The following is an 18,440-nucleotide window of genomic DNA, read 5'->3' as shown; positions in this document are numbered from 1 at the left end:
CTTGGACCCGGTGATATCGATCCGGCCGCTGCTTGCCGTTGCCGTCGCAGGTCTGGCGGCTCTTGCAGTTCTCCTTCTAAACAACCGCGAGAAACTCCGCGATGTCGTCTCGCCGTTGGCCGCGATCACCATGTTCGCAATTGTCGCCTCGATGGCGCCCACGGTGCTGGCGGGCGGGACAGTCGATTTGCGCCTGTTCGAGATTCTGCCGGGGATCGACTTCGCTTTCCGGGTCGATGCGCTCGGCATGGTGTTTGCCACCGTCTCGTCGCTGCTGTGGATCGTGGCGTCGATCTATTCCATCGGCTACATGCGGCACCTGAATGAGCATGCGCAGACCCGGTTCTTCGCCTGCTTCGCCGCCAGCCTCGCGGCCGCCGTCGGAGGCGCCTTTGCCGCCAATCTGTTCACGTTGGTGATCTTCTACGAGGTCCTGAGCCTCGTTACCTATCCGCTTGTCTACCACCACGAGGACGAGGAGGGATGGACGGGCAGCCGCAAGTACCTCGTCTATTTGATGGGCGCATCGAAAAGCGTGCTTCTGGCCGCGCTGGCGTTGACTTACCAGATTGCGGGGTCGCTCGACTTTGTGGCGGGCGGGTTGCTGGCGGGGGCAAACGCCTCGGCGCCGCTGCTGACCGTCGTCTATTTCTGCTATCTCTTTGGCTTCGCCAAAGCCGCGGTGATGCCGATGCACGCCTGGCTGCCTGCCGCGATGGTGGCGCCGACACCGGTTAGCGCGCTCTTGCATGCGGTGGCGGTTGTCAAGATGGGTGTGTTCTGCGTGCTGCGCGTGGTGTTCCATGTCTTCGGCGCAGGGCTGGTGGGCGGGCTCGGGCTCGGCATCGCCACGGCCTACGTGGTCTCGTTCACGATCCTGATGGCGTCCATCTACGCCCTGACGCGGGACGATCTGAAGGCACGGCTCGCCTATTCGACGGTCAGCCAACTCTCCTACATCGTGCTGGGCGCGGTTCTGCTGTCGCCCGCCGCAATGGTCGGCGGGATCATCCACATCGCGGCGCATGCATTCTCGAAGATCACGCTCTTTTTCTGCGCCGGGTCGATCTATTGCGCGTCTGGCAAGCGCAACATCAGCGACATGGCCGGCATCGGGCGCAGACTGCCCTGGACGATGGGAGCGTTCTTCGTCGGCTCGCTCAGCATGATCGGGGTGCCGCCGGCTGCGGGCTTTATCAGCAAGTGGTATCTGGCGCTCGGCTCGGTGGAGGCTGGGGAGACCCCGTTCCTCATCGTGCTCTTGATAAGTTCGGTCCTGAACGCCGCCTATTTCCTCCCGGTCAGCTATGCCGCTTTCTTCGGGACGGAGGCGGAGGAATGCCCGGCGACCGTTCGTGAAATTCCGATGTTGACGATCCCGCTGGTCGCGACCGCCATCCTGTCGGTGGCGATGGGCATCTTCCCGGACTATTTCCTCGCCCTAGCGGAAAGAGTCGTCAGATGATCAAGCGCGTCGTCGATTTCTTTGGCGATGAGAGACATGCGAAAAAGCGTCGCCGGCTATTTTATCTGGTGCTCGTCCTGATCGTCATCGCCGACTTTCTGGTCTTCCGCGAACACGCCGAATACCTGTGGGAGCGGCTGCCTGGCTGGTCTGCCCTCTACGGCTTCGGCTCCTGCGTGCTTCTGATCTTCGTGTCCAAGTTTCTTGGCCATCAGTGCGGGCTGATGCGGCGCGAGGACTACTATGACTGACTTCGTCCACCCCGGCCTGCTGTTCATTCTCGGCGCGTTGCCGATCCCCATCCTGAAAGGGTCTGTCCGCAAGGCCTATGTGCTGCTGATCCCGACGCTGGCGATCCTGGCCGTGCTGACGATGCATCCTGGCGGCTACGGCGCGGCGCAGTTCATCGGGCAGCAAATCATGATCGCGAAGGTCGACAAGCTGAGTGTCCTCTTCGCCACCGTTTTCAGCATCATGGCATTGATCGGCACGGTCTATGCGTTGCATCTGACGCACGCAGCCCAGCATGTGGCGGCGTTCGTCTACGTCGGCAGCGCGCTCGGGGTAGTGTTCGCCGGCGACTACCTGACCCTGTTCCTGTTCTGGGAGGGTATGACGTTTGCCTCTGCCTACCTGGTCTTTGCCCAGCGCAGCGAGCAGGCGCTCCGCGCAGGGTACCGCTACCTCATGGTCCATATCACGGGCAGCGTTGCCCTGCTCGGCGGCATCATTCTCCATGGGTTCGCCACCGGTTCGGTGCTCTTTGGCCCGATCGAGGACGGGCTTGGCTTCGCCACCTGCCTGATCCTTGCCGGGTTCCTACTCAACGCCGCGGTGCCGCCACTCAACGCCTGGCTGACCGACGCCTACCCGGAAGCGACAGTCACCGGGGCCGTATTCATGAGCGCCTTCACCACGAAGACCGCCGTCTATGTGCTGGCGCGGGCGTTTCCGGGGACCGATCTTCTTGTCTGGCTCGGCACGGTGATGGCGCTTTACGGCGTTGTCTACGCGGTGCTGGAGAACGATTGCCGGCGGCTCTTGGCCTATCACATCGTCAGCCAGGTGGGCTACATGGTGGTGGGCATCGGCATCGGGACCGAGATGGCGGTGAACGGCGCCGTCAGCCATGCCTTCGCGCATATCCTTTACAAGGCGCTCCTCTTCATGGGCGCGGGGGCGGTGATCCACGTCACTGGGCGGCGCAAGCTCACCGAACTCGGAGGGCTCTACAAAACCATGCCGGTAACCCTTACGCTCTACATGGTTGGCGCCTTGGCGATCTCGGCATTCCCGTTCTTCTCAGGCTTCGTCACCAAGTCGATGGTGGTGGCCGCCGCCGGACAGGATCATCGCGCGCTGGTGGTGCTGGCGCTGACAATGGCGTCGTCAGGGACGTTCCTGCACACCGGGCTCAAGCTCCCGTACTACATGTTTTTCGGCACGGACCAAGGGCTGCAAGCGCGAGAACCGCCGCGCAACATGCTGGTTGCGATGGGTATGGCAGCGGTGCTCTGCATTGCGATCGGGGTGTTCCCCCAGACGCTCTACGCGCTTCTGCCCCATCCGGTCGACTTCGATCCCTACACCGGCGTCCATATCACCGAGAGCCTCGGCGTGCTGATGTTCACCGCCTTGGGCTTCGTCATCTTCCTCAGAGCGCTCGACCCCGAGAATACGATCAGCATCGATACCGACTGGTTCTACCGCATGGGCGCGCGGCGCTTCATGTGGCTCGCCGAAAAACCGCTGGCGCGCTACGAGAAGGCGGTGAGTGACGTGTCCGAGACCGCGGCGCTGCCCTTTCTGCACAGGATGGCACGGGCAGGACTGCGGATCGATCTGCGCGGCGTGGACGCCTTCGTGAACGCCGTCGCTCGCGCGATCCTGCGCGGCGGTGGGGCGCTGCGGCGGCTCCAGAGCGGCGTCGTGACCCATTACGCGCTGGCGATGATCGCTGGTGTGATCGCGGCTATCGCTGTATTCGCTGTGGCGTGGCGGTAGGGGGCGCGATGACGATCCCTTTGCTTGGCCTCATCGTGTTCACGCCAGCCGTCGGGGCAGCGGCGCTGATGTTTGTCCGCAACGACGATGTGGTGCGGTGGATGGCACTGGGTGTCACTGTCCTCGACTTCGTGCTTTGCATCGCCATGCTCGGCGGCTTTGACACCTCTACCCACGAAATGCAGTTCACCGAGACGCGCCCGTGGGTGCCGGCGCTAGGGATCACCTACACACTTGGCATCGACGGGATCAGCGCACCCTTCGTGTTCCTGACCGCGCTGTTGGGCTGGATCAGCGTGCTTGCCTCGTGGGTTGCGATCGACCGCAAGGTGAAAGAGTTCATGGTCAGCCTGCTGGCCATGCAGGCGCTGATGCTGGGCGTGTTCTGCGCACTGGACCTGTTCCTGTTCTACGTCTTCTGGGAGGCGATGCTGATCCCGATGTATCTGATCATCGGCGTCTGGGGTGGCGACGGCCGGGTCTATGCAGCCTTCAAGTTCTTCCTCTACACGCTGGCAGGCAGCCTCATGTTCCTGATTGGTATCATCATGCTCTATTTCCACGGTGGTGAGACCTTCGACATTCGCACCCTGATGGCGCAGGATTTGCCATTCCAGGTCCAGTCATGGCTGTTCTTCGCCTTCCTGATCGCCTTCGCGGTCAAGGTGCCGATGGTCCCGGTCCATACCTGGCTGCCGGATGCCCATGTGCAGGCACCGACGGCCGGCAGCATCATCCTCGCCGCCGTACTCCTGAAGATGGGCGCCTACGGGTTCCTGCGGTTCTCGCTGCCAATGCTGCCCGAGGCGACGGTGCATTATTCGACGCTGATGCTGGTCCTTTCGGCGGTCGCTATCGTCTATGGCGGGTTGCTGGCCTTGGCGCAGGACGATCTGAAGAAGCTGGTGGCCTATTCCAGCATCAGCCACATGGGCCTGGTGACGCTGGGGATTTTCACGCTGAACCTTCGTGGGCTCGAGGGCGGCATCCTGCAGATGTTTAATCATGGCGTAACGACGGGCGCGTTGTTCCTGTCTGTGGGCCTTATCTACGAGCGGACCCATACCCGCAGCATCGCGGATTATGGCGGGCTGATGAAGGCGGCGCCGGTCTATACTGCGTTTCTTGCACTATTCACCCTGTCGTCGATGGCTCTGCCGGGAACGAATTCGTTCGTTGGCGAGTTGCTGGTGCTGTCAGGCGCGTTCGCAGCCAACCTCGCTGTCGGCGCTGCCGCCGTTCTAGGGGCCTTGCTGGGAGCAGCCTATCTGCTTCGCATGTATAGGAAAGTCGCGCTTGGTCCGGCCAGCATCGGCGTGCGGTTCAAGATCCGCGACGTGAACGCCCGCGAGATGGCGGCGATCCTGCCGCTAGCCGTCTTCGTTCTTTGGATCGGACTCTATCCGAAGCCCTTTCTCGAAATCATCGACGCCTCGGTGAAGCATCTACTAGCGCAGGTGCACGGTAAGGGGGGCGCCCAATGACCGCCGCCGCGCTTTTCCAGTCGATTCTGGCGAGCCTGCCCGAGATCGTCGTGGTTACCGGGGCCTGCATCCTGCTGATCCTGGGGCAGTTGGTGCGGAAGGGGCAGCAACAATTCCTTGTCTGGGCTTCAATCGCGGTCGTGCTGATTGCCGCCCTGGGGACACTCATGCTGGCGGGCGAGGTGCGGCCGGCCTACTCGGGCATGTTCGTCGCCGACCGCTTCGCGGTCTTCTTCAAGGTCGTGTTCTACTTGGTCACAGTTCTGACATTCCTTCTTTCGCGAAAATATGCCGAGACCGAAGGGATCGGGAGCAGTGAATACTATGTACTGCTGCTCTTGACGCTTTCGGGTATGATGATCATGGCCTCGGCGACCGACCTCCTGTCGATCTATGTAGGCCTCGAATTGATGGTGCTGTGCACTTATGTGCTGACCGGCTTCCTGCGGCAGCAGCCGCGGTCGAACGAAGCGGCGCTGAAATACGTGATCCTTGGCGGGGTCTCGACCGGGATTTTCCTTTACGGCGTTTCGCTGATCTACGGGCTCACCGGCACGACGCAGTTGGACAGGATGGCTGCAACGGTCACCGGTGATCCGCTCGATCCCGGATTGCTCCTGGCTGTGGTCTTTATCGTCGCCGGGCTGGTATTCAAGGTCGGCGCGGTACCGTTCCACATGTGGGTGCCGGACGTCTATGAGGGCGCACCGACGACGATCACGGCCTTCATGTCGGTGGGGCCCAAGGCAGCGGGGTTCGCTGTGGTCCTGCGGGTGTTCCTCAACCCACTGGTCGCGGCCTCGAACGTCTGGATCATCGTCGCGGTCATTGCAGCCGTGACGATGGCGCTCGGCAGTTTCGTGGCGCTGGTGCAGGACAATTTCAAGCGCCTCTTGGCCTATTCCAGCATCGCCCATGCCGGGTTCGCCATGTTCGGCGTGGCGGCTGGCGGTGCGGACGGGGTCGCGAGCGTGATGCTCTATTTGCTGATCTATGCGTTCATGAACCTGGGCATCTTCGGCATCGTCATCATGATGCGGAACGGCGATTTCTCGGGCGAGGTCATCGAGGACTACGCTGGTTTCGCCAAGTCGCATCGCGGGCTGGCGCTTCTGATGCTGCTTTATCTGTTCTCGTTGGCCGGCATTCCGCCGACAGCCGGGTTCTTCGCCAAGTTCTACGTGCTGGTCGCACTCGTCGAGCGGGGTTTCGTCATGCTGGCGGTGATCGCAGTGCTGCTGAGCGCCGTTGCCGCCTACTTCTACATCCGCATCGTGATGGTGATCTACATGCGCGAGCCAGAGGGCGCGTTCGACCCGGCGCTGACGCCCGCGGTCGGCGCCACACTCGCCTTCACCGCTGCCGGCACCATCGGCATCGGCTTATTTCCGGCGTGGTTTCTGAGGCTTGCTCAACATGCCGCAGTTGGCGGCTGATCGATTGGATTTGCAATGATCCGGCCGACGGAATACTCTGGCCGCGCAAGAAAGGAATGCCCAAGTCGCTTCCCAGGGCGCCCGCATCACCGGTCCCAAAGGGGTCGGTAGCGGCCTGAGCAAAGCCCTCGGTGGGTGACCGGGGCCAGCGTCGTGACCCGAATGGAGTTCCTGCCGGTTCTTTTCATGGTCGCCGGAATTGTTCTGGTGGCGATGGTTACGCTTTTTGTCTCATCGCTACTGCGCCAATCCAATCCCTATCCTGCGAAGAACATGCCCTATGAATGCGGCATGGACCCGGCGGGCGAAGCCGCCGGAGGCCGCTTCAGGGTGCAGTTCTTCATCCTCGCGATCCTATTTGTCGTCTTCGATGTCGAGACGATGTTCCTCTTTCCCTGGGCCGTTGTCCTGAAAGAGATCGGGCTGGTCGGCTATGTCGAGATGTTCATCTTCATATTGCTGCTTCTCGTGGGCTTCGCCTACGCCTGGCTGAAGGGGGCGCTGGAATGGGAAGCGTAAACAACGCAATCCGTGACAGCGTGCTGTTCACCACGGCCGAAAGCGTGATCAACTGGAGCCGACGTTCGGCGCTGTGGCCCGAGACCTTCGGCATTGCCTGCTGCGCCATCGAGATGATCTCGGCGGGGTGTGCCCGCTATGATCTCGACCGCTTCGGTGTGGTGTTCCGGCCTTCGCCGCGCCAGTCCGACGTGATGATCATCGCCGGCACCATAACGCGGAAATTCGCGCCCGTGGTGCGCCGGCTCTATGACCAGATGCCGGAGCCGCGCTGGGTCATCGCGATGGGCACCTGCGCGATCTCGGGCGGGGTCTACAACACCTATGCCGTGGTGCAGGGGGCGGAGACCTTCGTGCCGGTGGACGTGCATGTGCCCGGCTGCCCGCCGCGGCCCGAGGCGCTGATGCATGGCTTCCTTCTGCTTCAGGAGAAGATCAAGAAATCCAGGGCGCTTGCCGGGACGCCTCTGGACCGGGTCGCGGTGCCATGAGCGTGGAGACGACCCTCATCCGCACCCTGATCGCGGAACGTTTCGGGGGGGCAATCGAGGAGCTTGGCTTCTCGCATGGGGTTCACGCTTTCGCCGCTCCGCTTGACATGGTCGTCGAGCTTTGCCGGTTCCTGAAGGAACACCCGGCGCTGCGGTTCGATTTCCTGTCCGACATCTGCGGGGTCGATCACTACCCCGAGGCACCGCGCTACGAGGCGGTGTACCACCTCTATTCGCTGCCGAACAAATGGCGCGTTCGCATCAAGTGCCGCCTCGGCGATCCGCCGCGGGTCCCGTCGGTGACGGGGGTCTGGCGCACCGCCAACTGGCATGAGCGCGAGGCCTGGGACATGTACGGGATCAGGTTCGAGGGCCACCCCGACCTGCGCCGGATCTATATGTGGGAAGGGTTCGAGGGCTTCCCGCAGCGCAAGGACTTTCCGCTGCGGGGCTACAAGGACAAGCTGAACCCATTTGGCGCCGAAGGCCCGCCGCCGACGCAGCCCGACCTTGCCACCAAGGACATTCCATAGGGAGGCCGTTCCACACCGAGGACTTGAGATGACCGAAGTCACGGAACTGAGCTGGCCGGAAGCCGATGCGCCCCACACCAGGGAGGTGCTTCTCAACCTCGGCCCGCAGCATCCCAGCACGCATGGGGTGCTGCGGCTCGTCCTCGAGTTGGACGGCGAATATGTCGCACGCGTGGACCCGCATATCGGCTACCTCCACCGCGGCACTGAGAAACTGGCCGAGAGCTTCACCTACACTCAGATCTTCCCGCTGACCGACCGGCTCGACTATCTCTGCCCACCCTCGAACAACCTGGCCTTCGCGATTGCAGTGGAGAAGCTCCTGGGCATCCAAGCGCCGATCCGCGCGCAATATATCCGCGTGCTGATGGCCGAACTGGCGCGTATCTCCGGTCATCTCATGATCACCGGCGCGCTGCCGATGGACCTGGGCGCCATGACCGCGTTGCTCTATGCCATGCGCGAACGCGAAATGGTCATGGACCTGATGGAGATGATCAGCGGGGCGCGGATGCACACCTCCTTCTGCCGGGTCGGCGGTGTGCGCGAGGACCTGCCCGACGGGTTCTTCCCCAAGATCAGGGAGTTCTGCGACATCTTCCCGAATCGAATTCGCGACTATGAACGGCTGGTCGAGAACAACCGCGTGTTCCTGAAACGCACGCAGGGGATCGGTGTGATCTCCGCCGAGGACGGCATCGATCTCGGCCTGAGCGGCCCGAACCTGCGCGCTTCGGGCGTCGACTGGGACATCCGGCGCGACGAGCCTTACGAGATCTACGACCGGCTCGATTTCAACGTCATCACCCGCGATGAGGGCGACTGCTATGCGCGCTGGCGATGCCGGGTCGAGGAGATGCGCGAGAGCGTCCGGATCATCGAACAATGCCTCGACCAGATGCCCGAGGGGCCGTTCCAGATCGACATGCCGACAGTCGCTTTCCCGGTAGACAAAGACAGGGTGCACTGCTCGATGGAGGCGCTGATCCAGCATTTCGACCTGTCGGCTTATGGTTTCAAAGTGCCGAAGGGCGAGGTTTATTCGGCGATCGAGGCGCCAAAGGGCGAACTCGGATTTTACATCATCAGCGACGGGTCGCAAAAACCGTTCCGTATGAAGGTGCGAGCACCGTCGTTCGTCAACCTTCAGGGACTGTTCGGGGCAAGCAATGCGCGCTTCCTGGCGGACATGATCGCCGTGCTGGGCAGCCTCGACCCGGTGATGGCAGAGGTGGACAAGTAGCAGGGATCTGGACGCAATGAACATGCGCGAAAAGATCGAAGCGGCGGCGGCGCGGTATCCCGACCAGCGCTCGGCGATCATGCCCGCGCTTCTGATCGCGCAGAGAGAACATGGCCATCTGCCCGGCCCGGTGTTGGAAGAGGTCGCCGACATCCTCGGTGTCGAGCGGATCTGGGTCTACGAACTGGCAACCTTCTACACCCTCTTCCATACCGAGCCGGTGGGTATGTTCCACCTGCAACTCTGCGACAACGTCTCCTGCATGCTGTGCCGATCGGAGGACCTGCTGAGGCACCTGGAGGCTGTGCTGGGGATCAAGAATGGCGGCACGACGCCGGACGGGCTGTTCACGCTTTCGACCGTCGAATGCCTCGGCGCTTGCGAGATGGCCCCGGTGATGCAGGTCGGCGACGACTATCACGGCGACCTCGACATCACGCGGATCGACGCGCTGCTGGACAGGCTCCGGGCGGCGGCGGAGCAAGTGACTGGCGCCGATCTCGCCGCAGCAGCACTGGCGGGTGAGTAGCCCCATGTTCGAACCGATCCTCCTCAGGAACGTGGACGTGCCGGATGGCCATCTGCTCTCGACCTACGAAGCCGGCGGTGGCTACCAGGCACTGGCCAAGGCGCTTCGCGAGCACACGCCCGACGAGATCATCGACCTCGTCAAGAAATCCAACCTTCGCGGTCGCGGCGGGGCCGGATTCCCAACCGGGGCGAAATGGAGCTTCGTGCCTAAGCGTGCCGGCAAGCCGAAATACCTGTGCTGCAACGCCGACGAGGGCGAGCCGGGCACCTTCAAGGACCGGATTATCATGGAGCGTGACCCGCACCAACTGATCGAGGGCATGGCGATCAGCGCCTACGCGATAGGAGCGGAAACCGCCTATGTCTACATCCGCGGGGAATACACGCTGGCGATCTGCCGGCTGGAGCGGGCGATCGCCGAGGCTCATGCGAAGGGTTATCTGGGAACGCGGATTCTGGGCTCGGATTTCAGCTTCGTCGTGTACATCCATTGTGGCGCCGGCGCCTATATCTGCGGCGAGGAGACCGCGATGCTCGACTCGCTCGAAGGCAAGCGGGCGCAGCCTCGTCTGAAACCGCCGTTTCCGGCGGTCGAAGGGCTTTACGCCAGCCCGACCGTGATCAACAACGTCGAGACGCTGGCCTGCGTCCCGCATATCGTGGCGCGAGGGCCGGACTGGTTCCGCAGCATCGGCCCGGACAAGAGCCCCGGCCCGAAGCTCTATTGCCTCAGCGGACAGGTGCGGAAACCGGGCCTTTACGAGCTGCCAATGGGGATACCGCTGCGCGAACTGGTCGAGGACTGCGCCGGCGGGCCGCTACCGGGGCGCAAGCTCAAGGCGGTGATCCCAGGCGGGGTCTCGGCGCCGCTGATCCCGGAGCGCGGGATGGACGTGGGGATGGACTTCGACTCGCTGGCCGCCGCTGGCTCGATGCTCGGCTCGGCCGGGGTGATCGTGATCGACGACTCGACCTGCATCGTCAAGGTCGCCACCCGGATCATCGAGTTCTTCCACCACGAGTCCTGCGGCAAGTGCACCCCCTGCCGCGAAGGGCTGAACTGGGTCGTGAAAGTGATGCGCCGGGTCGAGGCGGGCCAGGGCGCGCCGGGCGATCTGGAACAGCTGGAGGCGCTCTGCAAAGGCATTTTCGGCAACACGTTCTGCGCTCTGGGCGACGGCGCAGCAATGGGCCTGCGGGCAGCACTGGCGCATTTCGAGCATGAATTCGTCGCGCATATCGAAGAGCGGAGGTGCCCGTTTCACTGAGGGGGACGCAGCGAGAGGACGGCGAGGAAAGCCATGGTTAGCGTCACAATCGATGAACGAACGCTGGAAGTGGAGACGGGCTCTACGGTGCTCCAGGCCGCCGAGCGTTTGGGCATCGACATCCCGACCTTCTGCTATCTGAAGCGGCTGCCGGCGCTGGCCTCCTGCCGCATGTGCCTGGTGGAGATTGAGGGGCAGCGGCGGCTACAGCCTTCTTGCGCCACCGCGGTAACTGACGGCATGGTGGTGCGGACGAACACGCAGCTGATCGACGAAACGCGCTCTTCCATGCTCGACATGCTGCTCGCCAACCACCCCCTCGACTGCCCGATCTGCGACAAGGGTGGCGAGTGCGAGCTGCAAGACATGGTGATGGCATACGGGCCCCGCACAAGCCGGTTCCGCGATGCCAAGCGCGTGTTCCACTCCGAGGACATCCGTCTCAGCCCGGTCATCATCATGAACGTCAACCGCTGCATCCAGTGCCAGCGCTGCGTCCGGATGTGCGAAGAAGTCGTCGGCGCGGTCGCCTTGGGCACCGTTGAAAAAGGCATGGATACCGCCGTCACTGGCTTCGAGGGCAGTCTCGCGAGTTGCGATCAATGCGGCAATTGCGTCGAGGTCTGCCCGGTCGGCGCGCTGATGAGCTTCCCCTATCGCTACAAGGCGCGGCCCTGGGATCTGGTCGAGACCGACACGGTCTGCCCGCATTGCGGCACCGGCTGCCAATTAACCGTCGGCGCGCGCAAGGGCGAATTCATGCGGGTCCGCTCGAAGGTGGAGCACGGCATAAACCGCGAAACGCTCTGCGTGCGCGGGCGCTTCGGCCTCGACTTCGTCGGCAGTCAGGACCGGATCAAGCGGCCGATGATCCGTCGTGACGGGGTCCTGGTTCCGGTTTCCTGGGACGAAGCGGAGGACTACCTCCGCCGGCGGCTGTCGGCCGTCGCCAGCAAGGCCGCGGGCGGGCTGGCCTCGCCGCGTCTGCCCAACGAGGTGCTTTATCAGTTCCAGAAGCTGATGCGGACGGCATTCCGGACCAACAATATCGACTGCTCCTCGCGCTGGTCCACGCCCTTTGATGCGCTCGGCCCGTTGGTGGCCGCCTTCTATACCCGCGCGCCGCTGGAGGAGGTGATCGGCAACGACTGTGTGCTTGTCGTCGGTGGCAACGTGACGGACGAAAACCCAGTCACCGAATATCTGCTGCGAGACTGTGCACGGCGGCGACAGACCGGCTTACTCATGCTCGCGGCGCGGCCATCCCGCCTGGACGCCGATGCGCGGGCGGTCGTTCGCGTGCCGCCGGGCGGTGAGGCTCAGGGCCTTGCCGCGGTGGTGAGCGCACTGGGGGCGGCTGGTCAGGCATTGCCGGGCGATGTTTTTGCGGACATGGGCGCGAAAACCGGCCGGCCGGCAGCGGCCACCGACAGTGACGGTCCGGACCGTCTGGCCGCGGCGCTGCTGGAAGGCCGCAGCGTCACCGTGCTTGTCAGCGCTGACCTCTTGAGATCGCCCCAAGCGCGCGCGACGTTGTACCAGCTCAACAACCTTTTGCAGGTTCTGCGCGCACTCGGCAAGGGCCTGGCGATGCAGTTCCTGTTCGACCGTGCCAACCAACTGGGTGCCTGGGACATGGGCGTTCTGCCGACGGCGCTGCCGGGGCTGTGGGCGCTCGCCAATGATGCGGCGCGCGCAACTCTCGAACGAGCCTGGGGCGTCGAAATCCCATCTGAACCGGGCGTGGATTTCGACGCCATGCTGGAGCTCTGTGACAGGAAGCGAATGGGTGCGCTCTATATCGTCGGAAGCGACCCCCTGATGTCCTATCCCGACCGGGGATTCGTGCAGCGGGCGCTTCGTGCCGCCGATCTCTTGATCGTGCAGGACGCGTTCCTCACGGATACGGCGGGCCTGGCGGATGTCGTGCTGCCCGCGGCGAGTTATGGCGAGGAATCCGGCACGTTCACCAACAACGAAGGCCGCACCCAGACGGTCTGCAAGTTCCGCGAACCCGCCCTCGAGGCGCGGGACAATCTGGCGATATTCGACTTCGTAGCGGCGCTTCGCGGCCAGGCGTTGCGGCCGTCGATCCAAGGCGAAATCTTCGGCGAGATCGCCCAGCTGGTTCCGGCCTACGAAGGATTGACGCAGGACGGGCTTGGCGCCGACGGAGCTTTCACGAAGGCGGCCCTTGCGCCACCGGTTGGCGAGTTCTTCGCCCTCCCGCCTGCCCCCATTGCAGCCGACCGGCTCATACTGGTTACCGGCAACTGCCTGTTCCACAACGGATATCTTTCCGAGCGCTCGGAGATCCTGAATACGGTCGCGGATGACCCGTATGTCGAGATGAGCGCGCCGGATGCAACGCAGCTTGGCCTTGCGGATGGCGATCAGGTGGTCGTGCGGTCCGCCCAGGGCGAACTGACGGCGAAGCTCAAGGTCAACAAGCGTTTTCCCAGGGGCCTCGTGTTCGTTCCCGAGAACTACAGATCCCTGCGTCTCAACAGCCTGATGCGGCGGGGCGAATACCCATGTCCGGTGGAAGTTGAAATGGCGCACGCCGCTTTCGAGATCGCCACTGTCGCCGTGGCCGAGGCGCGGCCTGACAATCCGATCTGAGGCATCACGGGTTCCCTGTGCAGCCTGCCCTGATCCTGCGCCTTGAGCCGGTGTCGTCAGTGATAGCCGGTCCCGGCAATGTAATCGTGCAGCACTTGCTCGTTGCTCATCAGTTCGTCGAGCCGGTGCTTGACCACATCGCCGATGCTCACCACGCCGACAGTAGCGTTGCCATCCATGACCAGCACATGGCGCGTACGCCGTTTGGTCATGGTCGCCATCACCGACGGCAGCAAATCCTGTGTCGAACAGGTCGCCACACTGCGGTTCATGATGTCGGCGACCCGCATCAAGGCCGCCTCGGTTCCGTATTCAGCCACCGCATTGCAGCAGTCCCGCTCCGAAAGCGTGCCCAGGCATTGCCCGGGGAAACGGCTGACGACCACGAAGCCGATGTTGTTCTCCCGAAACAGCCGTAGCACTTCCACCATCGTCTGACTTGGAGTGACCGAGATGACCTCGGGAGCCTTGGTCTTCAAGATATGGCAGACCAGCATTTGAGCCTCCTGTCTGCGCGCCCCGGCTTGCCAGCTGGCGCGCCTTCATGTTCGTCGGATATTCCGCCACCAGTTGTATCCCTGCGGCTCGCTCGTCTCGACCAGCACGTCCTGCTCGGTGTTCAGACGTGCAGCGACCACGCCGCCGCCGGTCATCGCCTTGCCCGGTTTGCCGAGCAGATCGTCGCGTCCGATCACTAGGTCACGCGAGGAAAAACTCGAGAACTCGTACTGTTGGCCAAGCGCGATCGCGTCCGCCGGACAGGCGTCTTCACACAGCCCGCAGAATAGGCACCGGGCCATGTCGATCTCGAATTTTGCCGGGCGTCGGTTGCCCTTCTCGTCCTCGTAGGGGATGACTTCGATGCAGTAGCAGGGACAAATCCGCGCGCAGAGTTCGCAGGCCACGCATTTGATCTCGCCCTCTTCGTCACGCTTCAGGAAGTGATGCCCGCGGTAACGCGAATAGGGCAACCATTTTTCCTTGTCAGGATACTGCATGGTCACGGATTTGGAGAACATGTATCCGAAGGTCAGCGCCAAGCCGTTCGCCAGATCGGCGAAGAACGCCCAGCCGATCCATGTTCCAATTCTGTCCAGTGTGCGCGACATCGTCGCCCCGCTGCGGAGCCGCTACGGCCCCTAAAGGAAAGCAACACCGGTTATGATTATGTTCGCCATTGACAGAGGAAGCAAGACTTTCCAACCGATCGCCATCAGTTGGTCGTAGCGATAGCGCGGGAAAGTGAAGCGGAACCAGATAAACACATAGACGAAGAACGCGACCTTGAGCACGAACCAGACGAGCGGTGGCAACGGGACCAGCACGCCGTTCCAGCCGCCGAAGAACAGGATCACCGCCAGGACCGACGTCAAAAGCATGATGGCGTATTCACTGACCATGAAGAACGCAAAGCGGATACCGCTGTATTCGGTATGGAACCCGGCCCCCAGGTCGCCTTCCGCTTCCGCCAGGTCGAAGGGAATGCGCTGGGATTCGGCCAGCCCAGCGACGAAGAACACGAAGAACCCGACCGGTTGGTAGACGATGTTCCAGACATTGGCTTGCGCCCGCACGATGTCGAGCAGGCTCATGGATTGCGCCAGCATGACCACGCCGATGACCGCGAACCCCATCGGGATCTCGTAGCTGATCATCTGCGCGCAGGTCCTGAGACTGCCCAGAACAGCGTATTTGCTGTTCGCTGCCCAGCCTCCGAAGATGACGCCATAGACCTCGATCCCGATCACCGCGAAGACGAAAAGCAGCGCGACGTTCATGTTGGAGACGTAGAGAGTGATCTCGGTGCCGAGGACCGATACGGATTCGCCAAAGGGGACCGCGACGAACACCACGAAGGGCGGGGCGAGCGCCAGGATTGGCGCCAGTTTGAACAGGAAGCGGTCGGCCTCGGCAGGGATGTGGTCCTCTTTGGTCAAGAGCTTGACCCCGTCCGCCACCGGCTGCAGCAGCCCATGCCATCCCACACGCATCGGCCCCATCCTCTGCTGCACGTGCCCCGCGATCTTGCGTTCCAGCCAGGTCAGCGGCAAGGGCAGCAGCAGCAGGATCGCAATCAGCAACGCGACCTTGAAGACGATCAGCCCAAGAGCAACGACGAGTTCCATGATCCGAGGCCACTCGTTCAACGGGACGAGACCCGCGACCCGATTAGCACTGCGCAGTGGTTAGGCTGCGCGGGCGTGGCAATTGCCAACGGTGGCGCAACCTGTGCAATGATATCACAGCCTTGCCATCGCTGGCTACGATCCGTGCGGCGCGGCGCTTAGCCGGGACGGCAAGGCGAAGCGAACTGCCATTCAATATTGTCTCGTACATTTTCGATAGAGCGCTTATCCTCGCGCCCGATCAACCGTGAAGCTCGTGTCGGAACGCAGCCTCAAGGCGACGCCCGCGCTTCCTACCAGTTTTGCCTGGCACCTGGCGTTTTGGGACTGAGTGTTGCGCGGCGCGGCAACAGCGTAAGGGGCGACCCATGCAGCTCAGTTCAAGCAGCTTTGCGAACAGTACGACGATCCCGCGGCGCTTCACTTGCGACGGTGAGGATCGTTCCCCTCCCCTCGGCTGGACTGGCGCTCCAGCCGGAACCGGCAGCTTTGTCCTTCTCTGCGATGATCCAGACGCTCCGGCGAAGATCTGGCATCACTGGGCGGCCTATGACATTGCGGCCGATTGTGCAGGGTTGGCCGAAGGCGCCGCCCAGCACGCCGGCAAGCAAGGCTTCAAGCAGGCAACCAACGATTTCCGGCGACCAGGTTACGGTGGTCCCTGCCCACCGCATCGCCACGGCCGACACCGCTATCACTTCTGGTTGCTTGCGCTGTCGATCGAGCACCTGCCGCCCGGCAACGACCCATCGTGTCAGGCGGTCGAACGAGAAGCGCGCAAGACGCGGGACCGACTGTCCCCGTCCGCAGTGGTCCGCATGTTTTGCGTAGAAGCCGACCGGCCGAGATCGCGCGCATTTCCGGTTCTCGACAGGGACCCATGTTGATCTGCCCCACGTCACCCTTGTCTTCTTCCCGTCCGAGTCGAGCGCAGCGGAAATCGATCTAGCTCGGATCACTCCTGGCCTTAAAGCGTGCTGCCTCTTCCGAACCGCGGGTGGCGTCGCCGGCGCTGTAGGAATGTGCACCGGCGCCGGCGAGCTTGCCGCCATCGACGATCAGATATTCCTCACGGATCGGCCGGCCTTCGAACCAGCATTCGAGAATTTCGCGGGTGCCCGCGGCGTAGCGCGCCTGGGCGGAGAGCGACGATCCCGAAATGTGCGGCGTCATGCCGTGATGCGGCATCGATCGCCACGGATGATCCTTGGGAGCCGGCTGCGGGAACCAGACGTCGCCGGCATAGCCAGCGAGTTGGCCACTCTCCAGCGCGCGGGCGATGGCGTCTCGATTGCAGATCTTGCCGCGCGCCGTGTTCACCAGATAGGCGCCGCGTTTCATCCTGGCGATCATCGTCTCGTCAAAGAGGTTTTCCGTCTCGGGATGCAGAGGTGCATTGATGGTGACCACGTCGCAGACGCCGACCATGGATGCGGGATCCTGGTGGAAGGTGACGCCAAGTTCTTTCTCGACCGCCTCAGGCAGTTGGTGGCGATCGGTGTAGTGCAACTTGACGTCGAACGGCTTCAGCCGGCGCAATACCGCGCTGCCGATCCGGCCGGCGCCGACGGTTCCGATCTGCATTCCCTCGATATCGTAGGAGCGTGCGACGCAGTCGGCGATATTCCAGCCGCCTTTCACGACCCACTGGTAGGACGGGATGTAGTTGCGCACGAGCCCCAGGATCATCATGACCACATGCTCGGACACGCTGATCGAATTGCAGTAAGTCACCTCGGCGACCGTGATGCCGCGGTCCATGGCGGCCTGAAGATCGACATGATCGGATCCGATGCCGGCGGTGATCGCAAGCTTCAGTCTGCTTGCCTTGGCTATGCGTTCTTCGGTCAGATATGCCGGCCAGAACGGCTGCGAGATCACGATTTCGGCGTCAACGAGTTCGCGTTCGAAAATGCTGTCTGGACCGTCTTTGTCCGAGGTCACTACCAGGCTGTGGCCCGCGCCTTCGAGAAATTCCCTCAGGCCGAGTTCGCCCGACACGCTGCCGAGCAGAAGCCCCGGTTCAAAGTCGATGGCCTTCGGCGTGGGAAGTGTCTGGCCGCCGGGATAGCGGTCGAGCTTCGGCAGGCCGTCCCGCGCATATTTTGTCGGATAACCGTCGACCGGATCGTCATAGAGGACGCAAACGACCTTTGCCATTGTGTATCTCCCTTCGTCTGACAACGAAGAGGAAAACGCTCTGTTGTTAACGCTGCCGGCCAACGATGGTCGGCACGGCGATGCTCTGTTGAATTGCTGGTGGGGAGCAGACTCATCTGCCGGCGCTTCCTCATTCGGAAAGTTGTGCGCTATTGCGTATTACATGGAAGACCCGGGCATGGTTTCAAGTGCTGCGGGCGGCACTGGTGCAGCGTTCGAGTTCCTTTATTTCAGACCGCGCGCACGCTCTGCTGACAACAAATGCTTGATGCGGACACTTCAGAATTGACGAGGTTGGGCACCGTGCATCATGATCACTGACAGGCTCCGACTTCGCAGGCCTCAAGGGCTTCTGCATCCCCTCAAAGATTGCAAACAACCTGTTAGTCAGCGCTTATCAAGCAGAGGAATCTCGCATCGTTTGCCGCTCAGACGGTATTGCCAAGCCAATTCGCAACGCTCACCAGCCAGCGCTACAAGGCTAAAGCCTGTCGCCTTTTAAAGGATTCAGGATTCCCCTTGGTTTGAGTTCGTGATTCATTGCGGTTGAAAGGAGAC

16 protein-coding genes and 1 pseudogene are annotated in these 18,440 nt (G+C 62.5%); 13 read left to right on the top strand and 4 right to left on the bottom strand.

Going from position 1 to position 18,440, the window contains the following annotated elements:
• Position 1 precedes the first annotated feature (1 nt).
• The 12 genes from FJV77_RS22810 (at position 2) to nuoG (ending at position 13,596) form a co-directional block, all read left to right on the top strand.
• Positions 2 to 1,465: a monovalent cation/H+ antiporter subunit D family protein gene (locus FJV77_RS22810; protein WP_142868870.1), complete on the top strand. Its 1,464-nt coding sequence runs from the start codon at positions 2 to 4 to the stop codon at positions 1,463 to 1,465.
• The gene (locus FJV77_RS22805; RefSeq protein WP_111547971.1) at positions 1,462 to 1,716 is read left to right on the top strand and encodes a hypothetical protein; all 255 of its coding nucleotides are present in this window, start codon (positions 1,462 to 1,464) and stop codon (positions 1,714 to 1,716) included. The genes FJV77_RS22810 and FJV77_RS22805 overlap by 4 nt, the downstream gene beginning before the upstream one ends.
• On the top strand, positions 1,709 to 3,469 hold the full coding sequence (locus FJV77_RS22800) for a Na(+)/H(+) antiporter subunit D (protein ID WP_142868869.1): 1,761 nt from the start codon (positions 1,709 to 1,711) through the stop codon (positions 3,467 to 3,469). The genes FJV77_RS22805 and FJV77_RS22800 overlap by 8 nt, the downstream gene beginning before the upstream one ends.
• An 8-nt stretch (positions 3,470 to 3,477) precedes the next feature.
• Positions 3,478 to 4,953, top strand: coding sequence for an NADH-quinone oxidoreductase subunit M (locus FJV77_RS22795; protein ID WP_142868868.1), 1,476 nt, complete (start codon positions 3,478 to 3,480; stop codon positions 4,951 to 4,953).
• On the top strand, positions 4,950 to 6,389 hold the full coding sequence (locus tag FJV77_RS22790) for an NADH-quinone oxidoreductase subunit N (protein ID WP_142868867.1): 1,440 nt from the start codon (positions 4,950 to 4,952) through the stop codon (positions 6,387 to 6,389). The genes FJV77_RS22795 and FJV77_RS22790 overlap by 4 nt, the downstream gene beginning before the upstream one ends.
• A 153-nt stretch (positions 6,390 to 6,542) precedes the next feature.
• Positions 6,543 to 6,908 (top strand): NADH-quinone oxidoreductase subunit A, encoded by a 366-nt coding sequence (locus FJV77_RS22785; RefSeq protein ID WP_142868866.1) that lies wholly within the window; start codon positions 6,543 to 6,545, stop codon positions 6,906 to 6,908.
• Positions 6,896 to 7,399, top strand: a complete 504-nt coding sequence (locus FJV77_RS22780) for an NADH-quinone oxidoreductase subunit B (RefSeq protein ID WP_142868865.1) — start codon at positions 6,896 to 6,898, stop codon at positions 7,397 to 7,399. Before FJV77_RS22785 ends, FJV77_RS22780 begins: the two co-directional genes overlap by 13 nt.
• A complete protein-coding gene (locus tag FJV77_RS22775; protein WP_142868864.1) occupies positions 7,396 to 7,932 on the top strand; it encodes an NADH-quinone oxidoreductase subunit C in 537 nt (178 codons plus the stop codon). Before FJV77_RS22780 ends, FJV77_RS22775 begins: the two co-directional genes overlap by 4 nt.
• A gap of 28 nt (positions 7,933 to 7,960) precedes the next feature.
• Positions 7,961 to 9,175 carry an NADH dehydrogenase (quinone) subunit D gene (gene nuoD, locus FJV77_RS22770; RefSeq protein ID WP_142868863.1) on the top strand — a complete coding sequence of 405 codons (1,215 nt, stop codon included), beginning with the start codon at positions 7,961 to 7,963 and terminating at the stop codon, positions 9,173 to 9,175.
• 16 nt (positions 9,176 to 9,191) lie between these two features.
• Positions 9,192 to 9,704, top strand: coding sequence for an NADH-quinone oxidoreductase subunit NuoE (nuoE, locus tag FJV77_RS22765; protein WP_142868862.1), 513 nt, complete (start codon positions 9,192 to 9,194; stop codon positions 9,702 to 9,704).
• A 4-nt stretch (positions 9,705 to 9,708) separates the two neighbouring features.
• Positions 9,709 to 10,974, top strand: coding sequence for an NADH-quinone oxidoreductase subunit NuoF (nuoF, locus tag FJV77_RS22760; RefSeq protein ID WP_142868861.1), 1,266 nt, complete (start codon positions 9,709 to 9,711; stop codon positions 10,972 to 10,974).
• Positions 10,975 to 11,007: 33 nt separating this feature from the next.
• A complete protein-coding gene (nuoG, locus tag FJV77_RS22755; RefSeq protein ID WP_142868860.1) occupies positions 11,008 to 13,596 on the top strand; it encodes an NADH-quinone oxidoreductase subunit NuoG in 2,589 nt (862 codons plus the stop codon).
• 56 nt (positions 13,597 to 13,652) lie between these two features.
• Here nuoG and FJV77_RS22750 read toward each other — a convergent pair whose 3' ends face one another.
• The 3 genes and pseudogenes from FJV77_RS22750 to nuoH form a co-directional block, all read right to left on the bottom strand.
• Complete coding sequence (locus FJV77_RS22750) at positions 13,653 to 14,093, bottom strand: CBS domain-containing protein (protein ID WP_142868859.1); 441 nt, start codon at positions 14,091 to 14,093, stop codon at positions 13,653 to 13,655.
• 45 nt (positions 14,094 to 14,138) lie between these two features.
• Positions 14,139 to 14,705: an NADH-quinone oxidoreductase subunit I gene (locus FJV77_RS22745; protein WP_142868858.1), complete on the bottom strand. Its 567-nt coding sequence runs from the start codon at positions 14,703 to 14,705 to the stop codon at positions 14,139 to 14,141.
• A gap of 13 nt (positions 14,706 to 14,718) precedes the next feature.
• A pseudogene (gene nuoH / locus FJV77_RS22740) lies at positions 14,719 to 15,722 on the bottom strand (NADH-quinone oxidoreductase subunit NuoH); the annotation flags it as partial.
• 368 nt (positions 15,723 to 16,090) lie between these two features.
• On the opposite strand from nuoH, the gene FJV77_RS22735 reads away from it, so the two are divergent.
• Positions 16,091 to 16,609, top strand: a complete 519-nt coding sequence (locus tag FJV77_RS22735) for a YbhB/YbcL family Raf kinase inhibitor-like protein (protein WP_142868856.1) — start codon at positions 16,091 to 16,093, stop codon at positions 16,607 to 16,609.
• A 58-nt stretch (positions 16,610 to 16,667) separates the two neighbouring features.
• Here the strand turns inward: FJV77_RS22735 and FJV77_RS22730 are convergent, their stop codons facing one another.
• Positions 16,668 to 17,882, bottom strand: coding sequence for an NAD-dependent formate dehydrogenase (locus FJV77_RS22730; protein ID WP_142868855.1), 1,215 nt, complete (start codon positions 17,880 to 17,882; stop codon positions 16,668 to 16,670).
• Between the last annotated feature and the right edge of the window lie 558 nt (positions 17,883 to 18,440).

It is taken from the genome of Mesorhizobium sp. WSM4306, assembly GCF_007003975.1.
Lineage (GTDB): Bacteria > Pseudomonadota > Alphaproteobacteria > Rhizobiales > Rhizobiaceae > Mesorhizobium.
The sequence above is the reverse complement of the archived record's forward strand: the minus strand, read 5'-3'. Positions and strand labels throughout refer to the sequence as shown.

What these genes read in the sequence shown, in the direction of transcription:
- FJV77_RS22805 (WP_111547971.1), top strand. Translation starts at nt 1,462, where the DNA reads ATGATCAAGCGCGTCGTCGATTTCTTTGGCGATGAGAGACATGCGAAA.
- FJV77_RS22800 (WP_142868869.1), top strand. Translation starts at nt 1,709, where the DNA reads ATGACTGACTTCGTCCACCCCGGCCTGCTGTTCATTCTCGGCGCGTTG.
- FJV77_RS22795 (WP_142868868.1), top strand. Translation starts at nt 3,478, where the DNA reads ATGACGATCCCTTTGCTTGGCCTCATCGTGTTCACGCCAGCCGTCGGG.
- FJV77_RS22790 (WP_142868867.1), top strand. Translation starts at nt 4,950, where the DNA reads ATGACCGCCGCCGCGCTTTTCCAGTCGATTCTGGCGAGCCTGCCCGAG.
- FJV77_RS22780 (WP_142868865.1), top strand. Translation starts at nt 6,896, where the DNA reads ATGGGAAGCGTAAACAACGCAATCCGTGACAGCGTGCTGTTCACCACG.
- FJV77_RS22775 (WP_142868864.1), top strand. Translation starts at nt 7,396, where the DNA reads ATGAGCGTGGAGACGACCCTCATCCGCACCCTGATCGCGGAACGTTTC.
- nuoD (WP_142868863.1), top strand. Translation starts at nt 7,961, where the DNA reads ATGACCGAAGTCACGGAACTGAGCTGGCCGGAAGCCGATGCGCCCCAC.
- nuoE (WP_142868862.1), top strand. Translation starts at nt 9,192, where the DNA reads ATGAACATGCGCGAAAAGATCGAAGCGGCGGCGGCGCGGTATCCCGAC.
- nuoF (WP_142868861.1), top strand. Translation starts at nt 9,709, where the DNA reads ATGTTCGAACCGATCCTCCTCAGGAACGTGGACGTGCCGGATGGCCAT.
- nuoG (WP_142868860.1), top strand. Translation starts at nt 11,008, where the DNA reads ATGGTTAGCGTCACAATCGATGAACGAACGCTGGAAGTGGAGACGGGC.
- FJV77_RS22750 (WP_142868859.1), bottom strand. Translation starts at nt 14,093, where the DNA reads ATGCTGGTCTGCCATATCTTGAAGACCAAGGCTCCCGAGGTCATCTCG.
- FJV77_RS22745 (WP_142868858.1), bottom strand. Translation starts at nt 14,705, where the DNA reads ATGTCGCGCACACTGGACAGAATTGGAACATGGATCGGCTGGGCGTTC.
- FJV77_RS22735 (WP_142868856.1), top strand. Translation starts at nt 16,091, where the DNA reads ATGCAGCTCAGTTCAAGCAGCTTTGCGAACAGTACGACGATCCCGCGG.
- FJV77_RS22730 (WP_142868855.1), bottom strand. Translation starts at nt 17,882, where the DNA reads ATGGCAAAGGTCGTTTGCGTCCTCTATGACGATCCGGTCGACGGTTAT.